A 12,736-nucleotide genomic window follows, 5' to 3' on the forward strand; every position below is an offset into this window, starting at 1 on the left:
GCCCGGTCAGGCGATCCCGAGCACGTCGGCCACGAAGACGATGGTGGAGCCGGCGGGGATGCCGTCCTGCGCAGTGTCGCCGTAGCCGTCCTCGGGCGGGATGATCGCGATCACCTGGGAGCCGACCGGCTGACCGATCAGCGCCTCCGCGAAGCCGGCGATGACGCCGCCCTGGGTCGTGCTGCCGTCGGCCGCGGTGAAGACGGCGGGCGCGCCGTTCTCCCAGCTGGAGTCGAAGACGCTGCCGTCGCTCCAGAGCCAGCCGGTGTAGTTGACGACGACCTGGTCGCCCTCCTCCACGACGGCGCCGTCGCCCTTCTTGAGCTGCGCGATCCGGAGGTCGGTGGGGGCGTCTCCGGAGGGCTTGGCGAGACCGGGGGTGCCGTTCTCGTCGAGGGTCACGATCGGGAAGCCGTTCGGCGCCGGCTGCGGGTCGCCGTCGGCGCGGGCGAGCGAGGCGCTCTGCACGTCGGCGACGAGGACGAGGGTGTCCTCGGGCGTGATGCCCAGCTGGGACGCGGCGTCTCCGAAGCCGTCCTCCGGGGCGATCGCGATGGCGACCCGCGAGCCGACCTGCGTGCAGAGGAGGCCCTCGTTGAGGCCGATCAGGCCGGCACCGCCGACGGTGAAGCGCGCGGTGCTCTCGCCGTCGTAGGGCGACGCCTCGAGGACGGTCCCGTCGGCGCCGTTGACCAGCGTGTAGTCGATCGTGACCAGCTGGCCCTTCTCGAGCGGGTCGCCGGAGCCCTCGATCAGAGTGCTGACCTGCGTTCCGTCGGCGTTCAACGGGGTGGGGACCGTCACGTCGGGCTGGTAGCCGAAGTCGCCCGTCGCATCGACGGCGGCGGAGGAGTCACCCGGGCCGTAGGGCGCGTCGCAGTCGGCGACCGAGGACGACGCGGTGCATCCGGCGAGTGCGGCCACGATGCCGATGCTGGCGATGAGCGCGACGGTCCTGCGCACGGGTCCTCTATTCGTCGGAGTGGGAGTGGTGGGGCCCGAGTGCGAGACGATCGGGAGGAGGCCCGAGGGCCGGATTCAGCTTAGACGATGCCCTCGTCGTCGCCGGGTGCGGCGGCCTCGCCCTCGCTGAAGCCGCGGGCGCGGGACAGCTCGGCGCTCGTCGCCGACTCGCGCACCCGCTTGCGCAGGCTCTTGGGGCTGACCACCCGCTCGCCGAGGGCACCGGGCGTCCACGCCTCGACGTCCTCGTCGCTGAAGTCGCTCTTCGAGGGGCGGCGCTTCAGCTCGGGCAGCACAGCGCCGGGGGCGAGCCGGCGCGCGGTGATCAGGAAGCCGGTGTGCCCGATCATCCGGTGGTCGGGACGCACCGCGAGACCCTCGACGTGCCAGCCGCGCACCATCGTCTCGTTCGACGCGGGGTTGGTGAAGAGCCCGGAGGCGCGGATCGCCTCGGCCGTCCGCGACAGCTGCGTCACCGTCGCGACGTAGCAGAGCAGCACGCCGCCCGGAGTCAGCGCATCAGCGGCCACGTCGAGGCACTCCCAGGGAGCGAGCATGTCGAGGACGACGCGATCGGCCTCTCCGGGTGCGACCGCCTCCGGCAGGGCGTCGACGAGATCGCCCACCGTGACGCTCCAGTTGTCGGGCGTGTAGCCGAGGAACGTCTCGATGTTGCCCCGCGCGACCTCCGCGAACTCCTCGCGGCGCTCGAAGGACGAGAGACGACCCGTGGGGCCGACCGCGCGCAGGAGCCAGAGCGACAGCGCTCCGGATCCGACACCGGCCTCGACGACGCGCGCGCCGGGGAAGACGTCGGCGAGAGCGAGGATCTGCGCCGCATCCTTGGGGTAGACGATCGCTGCTCCTCGGGGCATCGACATCACGAAGTCGGCGAGCAGCGGGCGGAGCGCGAGGTGCTCGACTCCCACCGTGTTCTCGACGACCGAGCCGTCGGGCAGGCCGATCACCGTGTCGTGCTCGATACCGCCGCGGTGGGTGTGGAAGACCTTGCCCGGCACGAGGGTGATGGTGTTCATCCGCCCCTTCGGCCCCGTGAGCTGAACGCGGTCGCCCGCGCGGAAAGGGCCGGAATGCTGCAGTGCCTCACCGGTCATCGGCGGGCCTCCGTCTCGGTGGGGTGCGGCCGGGAGCCGCGGTGGTCGATGGACACCTGCGCGAGATCCGCGACGGTGCGGCCCGCGAGAGTGGGCCAGTGGGCGTAGGGTCCGTCGACGACGAGCTCGAGCTGGTGCGGGACGCCGATCACGGCGGCTCCGGCCGCGACGGCGGACGCGAGGCCGGCGTGGGAGTCCTCGATCGCCACGCAGTCCGCGATGTCGACGCCGAGCGTCTGCGCGGCGAGGAGGTACGCCTCCGGGTCGGGCTTGCTGCGCTCGACCATGTCCCCGCTGACGACGGCGTCGAACGCCGCGAACGGGAGGCGGTCGACGACGGCGCGGGCCATGCGCCCGATCGACATCGTGACCAGTGCCTGGCGGACTCCGGCCTCCCGCACCGCGGAGAGCAGCTCGAGGGCACCCGGCCGCCACGGGATACCGCCGGCGAGCTGCGCGACGACCTCGTCGGTCATCCGGTCGATGATCGCCTGGACCGGGAGATCCACCCCCTTGCCCTGGAGGATGCGGGCCGACGCGGGCAGGCCGGAGCCGACGAGGCTCATCGCGTCCTCGTGCGTCCACACTCCGCCGAAGGAGGCGACCAGCGCGTGCTCGGAGGCCATCCAGTACGGCTCGGTGTCCACGAGGGTGCCGTCCATGTCCCAGAGGACCGCGGCGGGGACGCTCGCCCCCTCCGTCGTGGAGGCGCGGTCCCTGGTCGTCGGAGCGGAGGCGTCGGAAGTCACGAGCGACCATGGTACCGGGACCCCGGTGCGGCGGCCCCGTACGCGGACAGCGGAAAGGCCGGGGGCCGTGCGGAGCGGTCGGAGGCCGGGTCCTATCCTGGACCGACGGGGCGGGCGCAGCCCGCGCACCCCGGACACCGAGCCGAACGCGGAGACCGTGCCTATGAACGTGATCAAGGGGAACGTCCTGGTCGTGGCCTTCGAGGGCTGGAACGACGCAGGCGATGCAGCCAGCGGAGCCGTCCGCCTGGTCAAGGACGACGGCGACTACGTGCCGCTCTTCGCCGTCGACGCCGAGCAGTACTACGACTTCCAGTACACCCGGCCGATGCTCTCGATCGGCGAGGACGGCCGGCGCACGCTGTCGTGGCCCGGCACGCAGATCTTCGGCCCCGCCGACACCTCCGTCGACGCCGAGAGCGCCCTCTACGTGATGATCGGCACCGAGCCGTCGCGCAGCTGGAAGAGCTTCGCCGCCGAGGTCGTCGACGCGATGCTCGCGATCGACATCTCGACCGTCGTGTTCCTCGGCGCCATGCTCGCCGACGTCCCGCACACGCGGCCGATCTCGATCTTCGCCTCGAGCGAGAACGCCGAGCTCCGCAGCGAGTTCGAGCTGGAGCGCTCGAGCTACGAGGGTCCGGTCGGCATCCTCAGCGTCATCGGGGAGGCCGCGCAGAAGGTGGGCATCCCCGCCGTCTCGATCTGGGCCTCCGTGCCGCACTACGTGCACAACGCCCCGTCGCCGAAGGCCATGCTCGCCCTGCTCGAGAAGCTCGAGGAGGTCGTCGGCCTGACCGTGCCGCGCGGCGAGCTCATCGAGGAGGCCGAGGAGTGGGAGCGCGGCATCGACGCGCTCGCCGCGGACGACGAGGAGATGGCTGCCTACATCGCCCAGCTCGAGCAGGCGCGCGACACGGTCGACTCGCCCGAGGCGAGCGGAGAGGCCATCGCGCAGGAGTTCGAGCGCTACCTCCGCCGTCGCGGCGACGGGCGCTCGGGCGAGGAGCCCTGGCGCCCCTGACGCGTCCGGGTCGCTGTCCCTCGCCTCGTCAGGAGAGCCGGACGCCCAGGAGGGCGTCGACGGCGTCGCGGAGCAGCGCCGGGTCGTCCACGCCCTCGATCACCGCGGAATCCAGGGTGCTGAGTGCGGCCGGGGTGTCGAGATCGTCGGCGAGAGCGGCCCGGAGTCGCGTCAGGACGTCCATCGCCGACTCCGGTCCGCGAGCGGCGAGGCCCGCCTCCCACTCGGCGAGGCGCGCGACGGCCGCGGGCAGATCGGTGGGGAGCCACTCCCAGTCGCTCCGGTAGTGGTGGGCGAGCAGGGCGAGCCTGATCGCCCGCGGGTCGGCGCCGTCGGCGCGCAGGCGGGAGACGAGGACGAGGTTCCCGAGCGACTTGCTCATCTTCTCGCCCTCGTAGGCGACCATGCCGGCGTGCGCGTAGGCGCCTGCGAGCGGCCGCCCCGAGAGGGAGGCGGCGTGTGCGGCGCTGAACTCGTGGTGCGGGAAGACCAGGTCGCTGCCTCCGCCCTGGAGCGTGAAGTCGGGGCCGAGACGATCGAGGGCGATGACCGAGCACTCGATGTGCCAGCCGGGACGGCCGCGGCCGACGCCGGCGTCCCAGGCCGGCTCGCCCGCGCGCTCGGCGCGCCAGAGCAGCGGGTCGAGCGGGTGCCGCTTGCCCGCCCGCTGGGGGTCTCCGCCGCGGAGGGCGAACAGCTCGGCCATCGTCTCGCGATCGAGGGCGCTCTCGGCGCCGAGGTGCCAGACCGCTCCCTCGGCGGCCGCGATGTCGTAGTAGAGGTCCTCGGCTCCCGCGACCGCGGCATCGGGGGCGGCAACGCGGTAGGCGATGCCGTCGCGCTCCAGGCGGGCGACCGCCTCCGCGATCGGGGCGATGGTCTCGGTGACGCCGACGTAGTGCGCGGGCGGCAGGATGCGCAGCGCGGCCATGTCGCCGCGGAAGAGCTCGACCTGCTCCTCGGCCAGCGCGCGCCAGTCGACGCCCGTCGCTGTGGCGCGCTCGAGGAGCGGATCGTCGACGTCGGTCACGTTCTGGGCGTAGTCGACGGTGAGGCCCGCGTCGAGCCAGACCCGCTGGACGGTGTCGAACGCGAGATAGGTCGAGGCGTGGCCGAGATGGGTCGCGTCGTAGGGGGTGATCCCGCAGACGTACAGGCGGGCGACGCCGTCGGTGCCGGACAGCTCGACCCGGTCACCCGAGGAGGTGTCGTGCACGCGGGGCGCGGCTCCGCGGCCGGGCAGGACGGGGACGGAGGGCGCGGGCCAGGCTCGCATCTAGGCGGCGATGGCGCCGGTCGCCAGGGCGACCATGAGGACGCCGCCCAGGAGGATCCGGTAGATCACGAACGGCAGGAAGCTGCGCCGGGAGATGTAGCCCATGAAGAACGCGATCACGACGAAGCCGACGACGAACGCGACGATCGTGGCGACGAGCGTCTCGAGACCGCCCACCTGGATCTGGTTCGGCAGCACCTCGGGGTCGCTGATGCTCTTGTACAGCTGGTAGAGGCCGCTGCCGAACACCGCCGGGATCGCGAGGAGGAAGGAGTACCTCGCCGCGGCCTTCCGCTCGTAGCCCATGAAGAGGCCGGCGGTGATGGTGCCGCCCGAGCGGGACACTCCGGGGATCAGGGCGAGCGCCTGCGCGCCTCCGTAGATCAGGCCGTCGCGGACGTTCAGGTCGCGCAGCCGGCGCTTCTTCGCGCCCACCGCGTCGGCGATGCCGAGGAGGATGCCGAAGACGATCAGGGTCGTCGCGACGACCCAGAGCGAGCGGAGGGTGGTCTCGATGGCGTCCTGGAAGACGAGGCCCAGCACGATGATCGGGATGCTGCCGATGATGATCAGCCAGCCCATCCGCGCGTTCGCATCGGTGCGCGGGACCCTGCCGACCAGCGAGCGGGCCCAGTTCGACACGATCTTCACGATGTCGCGCCAGAAGTAGATGATGACCGCGGTCTCGGTGCCCAGCTGCGTGATGGCGGTGAACGCCGCCCCGGTGTCCCGGCCGTCGAGGCTCGGCAGCAGCTCGCTGACGATCCTGAGGTGGGCGCTGGAGGAGATGGGGAGGAATTCGGTCAGACCCTGGACGAGTCCGAGGATCAGCGCGTCGAGCAGGCCCATGCGTCACTTTCGAGGAGGGCTGGGGCGTCGTCGGCCAGCAGGCGGTCGGTGGCGGGTCGGATCCGGGCGTCAGGATCGCAGGAGGAGGTCCGTCAGGACCTTCCTGCCAAACACTAGTGCGTCGAGCGGAACCCGCTCGTCGACCCCGTGGAACAGCGCGGGGAAGTCGAGCGAGCCCGGGAGCTGCAGCGGAGCGAAGCCGTAGCCGGTGATCCCGAGCGTCGAGAGGGCCTTGTTGTCGGTGCCTCCGGAGAGCAGGTAGGGCAGCACCTCCGCCTCCGGATCGAAGCGGCGGAGCGACTCGGCCATGCTCTCGACGAGCGGGCCGGCGAAGGGGACCTCGAGGCCGATGTCGCGGTGCTGCACCAGGATCTCGACGTGCTCGCCCGCGAGGACCCTGATGCGCTCGAGCACCGAGTCCTCCTCCCCCGGCAGCACGCGGACGTCGATCGTCGCCTCGGCGGTGTCGGGGATGACGTTCGCCTTGTAGCCCGCCGACAGCATCGAGGGGTTGGCGGTGGTGCGCAGCGTCGCGGAGATGAAGCGGGAGGCCGTCCCCGTGGCGAGGGCGAGCTCCTCCGGTGTGCTGCGCTGCGGGTCGTGGCCGAGGATGCGCGCGACCTCGTCGAGGAGCTGACGGGTCGTGTCGGTGAGCCGGGTCGGCCACTCCTCGCTGCCGATGCGCGCGATCGCCTCGGCGAGGCGGGTGACGGCGTTCTCGCTGTTGATCTGCGACCCGTGGCCGGCGGTGCCGTGAGCGCGGAGGGTCAGCCACATCAGCGCCTTCTCCCCGGTCTGCACGAGGTAGGCGCGCTTGCCGCCGAGCTCGATCGAGTAGCCGCCGACCTCGCTGATCGCCTCGGTGGCGCCGGCGAAGAGCTCCGGCTGCGTGCGGACGAGATGGCCCGAGCCGCGGACGCCGCCCGCCTCCTCGTCGGCGAAGAACGCGACGACCAGGTCGCGCGAGGGCTTCCGCCCTGAGCGGAGGATGTCGCCGAGGGAGGCGAGGATCATCGCGTCCATGTTCTTCATGTCGACCGCGCCGCGGCCCCAGAGCATGCCGTCCTTGATCACACCGCCGAAGGGGTCGACGCTCCAGTTGTCCGCGATGGCGGGCACCACGTCGAGGTGCCCGTGGACGACCAGCGCGCCGCGGTCGCGGTCCTCCCCCGCCACCCGCGCCACGACGCTGGTCCGGCCGGGATCGGAGTCGACGAGGAGCGGCTCGAGGCCGAGGTCGCGCAGATGCGCGGCGACGTACTCGGCGGCCTCGCGTTCGGGCTCGGCCCGCCCCTCGCCGTAGTTGCTCGTGTCGAAGCGGATCAGGTCGCGCGCGATCAGCGCGGTCTCGTCGAGCTCGGGGAGGTCGTCGCGGTCGGGCGTCGTCATGCGAGCAACGGTACCGCGGCGGGTCGATGCACCCGGTCGGGGCACTGCTCCTGCGGCCCCTCTCCGGCGTCGTCCGGGGCTCTGAAAGCGTGCTAATGTCTTCTTCGGCCGCGGAAACGCAGGCCGGAGCAACACCTGTCCGGGTGGCGGAAATGGCAGACGCGCTAGCTTGAGGTGCTAGTGCCCGTATAGGGCGTGGGGGTTCAAGTCCCCCCTCGGACACAGATCAGAACCCCCGTATCTTCGTGAGAAGGTGCGGGGGTTCTTCGTGTTCCGGCGGCGTCCCGCGTCGCCCGGGGAACGCGATCTCGGCGGGACACCGCACCGGAGGCGGTGTCTCGCCGAGAAGTGGTCGCTCCTCCGTCAGGAGGCGGGCGTCAGCGCCGCCGACGACCACCCGAGCGAGGGAGCGATCGACTCCGCGACGGTCCGGAGGAGCCTCGCGTTGTAGTCGACGCCGAGCTGGTTCGGCACGGTGAGCAGCAGCGTGTCCGCCTCCTGCACAGCGATGTCCGCCGCGAGCTCTGCGGCGATCACGTCGGGCTCGCCCGTGTAGCTGCGGCCGAAGCGGGCGCGGACGCCCTCGAGGGAGGCGACCTGGTCGCGCTCGCCGCGGCCGCCGAAGTAGAGGCGGTCGAGGTCGCTCGTGATCGGCAGCACGCTCCGCGAGACCGAGACGCGCGGGGTGCGCTCCCAGCCGGCGTCGGCCCATGCCGTCCGGTACTCGCGGATCTGGCGCGCCTGCAGCTCGTCGAACGGGATCCCCTCCTCTTCGAGCAGCAGGGTGGACGACTGCAGGTTCATCCCCTGCTCTGCCGCCCAGCGCGCGGTCGCGAAGCTGCCGGCACCCCACCAGATGCGGTCCTCCAGACCGGGCGAGCGGGGTTCGATCGCGAGCGGGATCGCCTGGCGGGTCATGGCCGGGTCCGACTGGGCGACGGGAGCGCCCGCGAGCGCCTCACGGAACAGCTGCACCTTGCGGCGAGCCAGATCGGCGTCGGTCGTGCCCTCCTCGGGCACGTAGCCGAACGCCTCGGAGCCGCGCAGCGCCGTCTCGGGTGACCCCCGGCTCACGCCGAGCTCGAGCCTGCCGCCCGAGATCAGGTCGGTGGCCGCCGCCTCCTCCGCCATGTAGAGGGGGTTCTCGTAGCGCATGTCGATGACTCCCGTGCCGATCTCGATGCGGCGCGTGCGGGCGGCGATGGCCGCGAGCAGCGGGAAGGGGGACGCGAGCTGCGGGGCGAAGTGGTGCACGCGGACGTGGGCGCCGTCGATGCCGATCTCCTCCGCCGCCTCGGCGAGCTCGATCGTCTGCAGGAGGACGTCCCGGGCGGTGTGCGTCAGGGAGCCCTGCACCGCCTGGTAGTGGCCGAAGGAGAGGAAGCCGATGCGCGAGACCATGTGGAGGTCAGCGTCGCGGTGGCCGGTGCTATTCCCGCGGAGGCTCCTCCACAACGCCGACATCAGGCTAATCGTCCACAGATCGCTTCTTCGACCCCGGAGGCTCCCCCGCGGTTCCTACCGTCTTCCGCACGCAGACGCTCCGTGACAGACCAGTCGAGACCCGTTCGATACCCGTATGGTGTCCGGATCCCGCGCCTCCTGCCTCCCAGCCGCGCTCCGCGGGTCGAACGATCGGATCGAATCCCATGGCCGCTCTTCTGCTCGCCCTCGTGTCCGCCACCGCGTACGGTGTCAGCGACTTCCTCGGGGGGCTCGCCTCTCGTCGGGTCGCCGCACTCCGGGTCGTCCTGGTCTCGTACCCCGTCTCGGCCCTGGTGATCGCCGCTCTGGCGCCGTTCGCCGGGGGTCGCCTCGACACGCCGTCGCTGCTGTGGGGAGCGGCCTCGGGCGCCGTGATGGCCGTGGCCATGTGGTGCTTCTATCTGGCCCTCGCCGAAGGTCCCATGACCATCGTCTCGCCGGTGACGGCCGTGATGGTCGCCGGCGTGCCGGTCGTAGTGGGAGTCGCTCTCGGCGAGCGGCCGTCCCCGGTCTCGCTCATCGGCATCTTCCTGGCCGTCACTGCGATCGTCCTCGTGAGCCGCGAGACGTCGACACCCGAAGACGCGCGTCGCTTCACGCCGCGGGTCGCACGACTCACCCTCGGAGCGGGCACCTGCTTCGCACTGAGCTTCGTCTTCACCGACCGCATCGACGAGAGCTCAGGGCTCTGGGCGCTCGTGGCCGCGCGGGTGGTCGCCTCCTACCTGGTTGCGGTCGCGACGATGCGGACGACGCGGACGGCACCGCTCCGCGGGCGGCTCCTCGTGCTCGCCGTCGGCGTCGGGCTTCTCGACGTCGTCGCCAATATCGGCATGCTCTACGCCTTCCGTGACGGCATGCTCTCGCTGGTGAGCGTGCTCATCGCCCTCTACCCCGCCGTCACCGTGAGCCTCGCCGTGGTCGTACTTCGCGAGCGCCTCGGGCCTGGCCAGTGGGCCGGCCTGGCGCTCGCCTCCGGTGCCGTCGTCACGATAGCGGTGGCGGGATGAGCGCGCCGAGAACTGCCGGGGAGCGCTCGTCGGTGCGGCACTCGTCCACCGACTGATCGGCGGCCGGAGCGGAGTGGCCGGGCAGGTCGTCCGAGACTCTCACCGCGACGAAGGAACGGGTGTCGGCCTGCTCGCCCAAGTAGTCCGGCGGCTTCCCTCGGACAGGCACACCTCTTCTTCTACGGGAAGCTCGTCTACGACGGGCTCTGGCACGGCCCGCTGCGCTCAGCGCTCGACGCGTTCGTCTCCTTCACCCAGCGGTACGTGGACGGGACCATTCGGCTGCGCCTGTTCAAGGGGTCGGCGACAGTGGTCGGGCGCGGGGCGCCTACTCCCCTGTACCGACGCGACCTGGTCACTTACAGCGAGGGCTCCACGTTCGATCAGGGCAGCGCGACCGGGTTCATCGATCTCTTCGGGCTGCCCGGCCGCATCTGGGCGACGGCGCACGGCCTCTAGCGGAGCAGCTCAGACGGCCTCGAAGTCGGCGGAGACCGCGGCCGAGACCTCGATGTCCTCGGGTTTGAGGGCGAGCTCCTCCTGCCCGCCGAACTTCGCGGCACGGCTCATCAGCGCCGCGCCGCCCTCGATCCGGGTGTGAGGCCGGAGTCCGGGCTCGAAGAGCGTCAGCACGCGCACGTCGCCGAGGCCGAGAGCCGCGGCGTAGGCGGCGGCACGCTCCCGTGCATCGCGCACCGCGGCGATCCGCACCTCGCGTTCGGCGGTCGCGCGGCGCGCGGCCGTGACGTCCCAGTCGACTCCGGCGACGACCACGCCCGGACGTTCGGAGACCGACCCTACCCAGCGGCCGAGCGCGTCGAAGTCGCGGTACTTCACGCGGACGGACGCCGCGGCGACGTGGAAGAGCTCCGTGACGTCGGAGTCCTTGAGGTAGCGGCGGACGGTCGAGACCGACACCTGATCGGCCGACCACCAGGTCGCGACTCCGGAGGACTGCTCTGCGGCCGCCTCGCCGCGCACCCTCCCGTGCTCCGCGGTCACCTCGGAGAGCGCCTGCGACCGCGAGCGGGACTCGCGCCGGATCTCGAGGCGGACGGTTCCCCGCTCGGCAGGGAGGAAGTGCTGAGCGAGACCGGAGACGGTGATGGTGACCATCGCTCCATCGTGCCGCATCCGGCTCCGTCAGCGCGGGGAGCGGATCGAGCTCCTGATCTGCTCGGCGAGGACGCGCTCGACCACCAGATTGCTGAGCACCTGCTCGCGGTGGCCGCCGCGAGCAGGGGGGACGATCTCGCCGGATCGCGGATCGACGAAGCCGCGGAGAGCCCGCTCCCCCTCGGCGATCGACTCCTCGAGCAGCGCGAGTCGACGTGCGAGCCGATCGGACTCGAAGGTCTCGACGGTGATGCGGTCGTCGAACGGGTGGCGGGTGGCGGGGGCGTGGATGCTCATCATGTTCCGATCCATCGGGGCGCCCGGGGTCGGCGCCGTCCCCAGAGAGACATGCGGGGCGGGTGTTCATGACGCTTTGGCGCGGAATGCACCCTCCTGGTGGCGCGAGTGTGCCGCTGCGGCGAGGTCAGTCGCGGAAGACGGCGAGCTGCTCGTTCTCGACGATCGCGAGCGTGCGCACGAGCCGCGTGTAGCGCTCGACGAGCTCCGACTCCTCCGACGCCTGGCCGACCAGGGCTGCGATGCTCTCGGCGGGGAACAGGCCGACGATCTCCATCGCCACCGCTCGAGCGTGCTCGAAGGAGAGCCCGTGGGCGTACTCGATCGCGCGGGTCAGCTGCGGGCGCTCCCCGTCGGTCGGGGCGGAGGCCGACCCGGAGTCGGCCGCGTGGGCGAGGACGGCGACGAACACCCGGGCGATCTCGTCGACGCGGAGCGCTCGGACCAGAGTCAGCAGGCGCGAGGACACCCGGGAGACACCCCGCGCGAGCAGCTCGCCGCTGAGCGCGCGGACCTCGATCACGTCGCCCCCGACGAAGTCGCCCGAGACGCGCTTGATCCCCGACGCGAACAGGCTCGACCCCGAGCCGATGCTGCGCTCGGCCTCGAGGTTGATCTCGACGCGCCCGCGGGCGGTCGCGACACCCGAGATCCAGCGCTGCTCGACCGCGGGGTGCGTGTGGACCGCTCGGACGAGCGTGCCCGGACCGGGGTCGGAGAGGGCTCCCAGGATGACCTCGGGAGTCCGCGACCCCGCGATCCTGGTCGAGACGCCGTTGTGGGCGGCGAGCTCGGCGGCCCTGAGCTTCGAGCGGATGCCGCCGCGGCCCGTTCCACCCTTCTGGACCCCGATGCCGCGAAGCTGCGCGATCCCGAGCTCCTCGAGGTGGACGCCCTCGGCGATGCTGCCGGCGAAGACCCCCGGCACATCGGTCAGCAGCATCAGCAGGTCGGCACCGAGGAGCATCGCGAGGGCTCCCGCTACCGCGTCGTTGTCGGAACCCGCCGAGTCGATCGTGTCGTTGCCGTTCACGATCGGCACGACTCCGGCGTCGAGGGCGTGACGGATCGCCTCCGCGACGTGCGCCATCTGCGCGGGAGAGGCGAGGTCGGACTCGCCGATCAGGATCTGAGCGACCAGCTCGCCCGAGAGCTCGGCGACCGAGCGGTAGAAGCCCATCAGGACGGTCTGCCCCACCGCCGCGGCGAGGCGGGGGCTGATCGGCGCGTCCTGGGAGCGGGCGAAGAGGGCACGCCCGGAGGAGACGGCTCCGGAGGACACCAGGACGACGTCCCAGCCGAGGTCGCGGGCGGTGAAGGCGCTCTCGAGCGCGCTCGCGAGCAGGACGGGATCGGGCCCCGACTGCTTGGTGACCGAGCTGGAGCCCATCTTCACGACGAGCGTCCGCCGCCGCGGCGTGGAGGGCTCGGCGGAGTCGGGGAGGGCGTCGGGCATGGCTCCC

General features: G+C 71.8%; 13 protein-coding genes and 1 tRNA gene. 4 read left to right on the forward strand and 10 right to left on the reverse strand.

The window, feature by feature from the left end:
- Nucleotides 1-6 precede the first annotated feature (6 nt).
- The 3 genes from B9Y99_RS07520 to B9Y99_RS07530 all read right to left on the reverse strand — a co-directional run bounded on the left by B9Y99_RS07520 (nt 7) and on the right by B9Y99_RS07530 (nt 2,827).
- Nucleotides 7-963: an FKBP-type peptidyl-prolyl cis-trans isomerase gene (locus tag B9Y99_RS07520; protein ID WP_085475877.1), complete on the reverse strand. Its 957-nt coding sequence runs from the start codon at nt 961-963 to the stop codon at nt 7-9.
- An 80-nt stretch (nt 964-1,043) separates the two neighbouring features.
- On the reverse strand, nt 1,044-2,078 hold the full coding sequence (locus B9Y99_RS07525) for a tRNA (adenine-N1)-methyltransferase (protein ID WP_085475878.1): 1,035 nt from the start codon (nt 2,076-2,078) through the stop codon (nt 1,044-1,046).
- Nucleotides 2,075-2,827: an HAD family hydrolase gene (locus B9Y99_RS07530; RefSeq protein WP_280157851.1), complete on the reverse strand. Its 753-nt coding sequence runs from the start codon at nt 2,825-2,827 to the stop codon at nt 2,075-2,077. The genes B9Y99_RS07525 and B9Y99_RS07530 overlap by 4 nt, the downstream gene beginning before the upstream one ends.
- Before the next feature lie 163 nt (nt 2,828-2,990).
- Between B9Y99_RS07530 and B9Y99_RS07535 the strand changes: the two genes are divergently transcribed.
- Nucleotides 2,991-3,851 (forward strand): proteasome assembly chaperone family protein, encoded by an 861-nt coding sequence (locus B9Y99_RS07535; RefSeq protein ID WP_085475880.1) that lies wholly within the window; start codon nt 2,991-2,993, stop codon nt 3,849-3,851.
- Nucleotides 3,852-3,879: 28 nt separating this feature from the next.
- On the opposite strand, the gene mshC is transcribed toward B9Y99_RS07535, so the two are convergent.
- The 3 genes from mshC to B9Y99_RS07550 form a co-directional block, all read right to left on the reverse strand.
- Complete coding sequence (gene mshC, locus B9Y99_RS07540) at nt 3,880-5,127, reverse strand: cysteine--1-D-myo-inosityl 2-amino-2-deoxy-alpha-D-glucopyranoside ligase (protein WP_085475881.1); 1,248 nt, start codon at nt 5,125-5,127, stop codon at nt 3,880-3,882.
- The gene (locus B9Y99_RS07545) at nt 5,128-5,976 is read right to left on the reverse strand and encodes an undecaprenyl-diphosphate phosphatase (protein WP_085475882.1); all 849 of its coding nucleotides are present in this window, start codon (nt 5,974-5,976) and stop codon (nt 5,128-5,130) included.
- A gap of 69 nt (nt 5,977-6,045) precedes the next feature.
- Nucleotides 6,046-7,365 (reverse strand): M20/M25/M40 family metallo-hydrolase, encoded by a 1,320-nt coding sequence (locus B9Y99_RS07550; RefSeq protein WP_085475883.1) that lies wholly within the window; start codon nt 7,363-7,365, stop codon nt 6,046-6,048.
- Between the two features lie 137 nt (nt 7,366-7,502).
- Between B9Y99_RS07550 and B9Y99_RS07555 the strand changes: the two genes are divergently transcribed.
- Nucleotides 7,503-7,587 (forward strand) — tRNA-Leu (locus B9Y99_RS07555).
- Nucleotides 7,588-7,728: 141 nt separating this feature from the next.
- Here B9Y99_RS07555 and B9Y99_RS07560 read toward each other — a convergent pair.
- Nucleotides 7,729-8,766, reverse strand: a complete 1,038-nt coding sequence (locus tag B9Y99_RS07560; protein ID WP_085475884.1) for an LLM class flavin-dependent oxidoreductase — start codon at nt 8,764-8,766, stop codon at nt 7,729-7,731.
- A gap of 248 nt (nt 8,767-9,014) precedes the next feature.
- Between B9Y99_RS07560 and B9Y99_RS07565 the strand changes: the two genes are divergently transcribed.
- Together B9Y99_RS07565 and B9Y99_RS19365 are read left to right on the forward strand one after the other, a co-directional pair.
- Nucleotides 9,015-9,860 carry an EamA family transporter gene (locus tag B9Y99_RS07565; RefSeq protein WP_085475885.1) on the forward strand — a complete coding sequence of 282 codons (846 nt, stop codon included), beginning with the start codon at nt 9,015-9,017 and terminating at the stop codon, nt 9,858-9,860.
- A gap of 12 nt (nt 9,861-9,872) precedes the next feature.
- Nucleotides 9,873-10,319 (forward strand): adenine nucleotide alpha hydrolase family protein, encoded by a 447-nt coding sequence (locus B9Y99_RS19365; protein WP_085475886.1) that lies wholly within the window; start codon nt 9,873-9,875, stop codon nt 10,317-10,319.
- 9 nt (nt 10,320-10,328) lie between these two features.
- On the opposite strand, the gene B9Y99_RS07575 is transcribed toward B9Y99_RS19365, so the two are convergent.
- The 3 genes from B9Y99_RS07575 to proB all read right to left on the reverse strand — a co-directional run bounded on the left by B9Y99_RS07575 (nt 10,329) and on the right by proB (nt 12,729).
- Nucleotides 10,329-10,976: an SIMPL domain-containing protein gene (locus B9Y99_RS07575; RefSeq protein ID WP_165759559.1), complete on the reverse strand. Its 648-nt coding sequence runs from the start codon at nt 10,974-10,976 to the stop codon at nt 10,329-10,331.
- Between the two features lie 27 nt (nt 10,977-11,003).
- On the reverse strand, nt 11,004-11,276 hold the full coding sequence (locus B9Y99_RS07580; RefSeq protein WP_085475888.1) for a hypothetical protein: 273 nt from the start codon (nt 11,274-11,276) through the stop codon (nt 11,004-11,006).
- A gap of 124 nt (nt 11,277-11,400) precedes the next feature.
- Nucleotides 11,401-12,729: a glutamate 5-kinase gene (proB, locus tag B9Y99_RS07585; protein ID WP_165759560.1), complete on the reverse strand. Its 1,329-nt coding sequence runs from the start codon at nt 12,727-12,729 to the stop codon at nt 11,401-11,403.
- Nucleotides 12,730-12,736 lie beyond the last annotated feature (7 nt).

Origin of the sequence: Rathayibacter oskolensis (assembly GCF_900177245.1) — a bacterium.
Taxonomy (GTDB): domain Bacteria; phylum Actinomycetota; class Actinomycetes; order Actinomycetales; family Microbacteriaceae; genus Rathayibacter; species Rathayibacter oskolensis.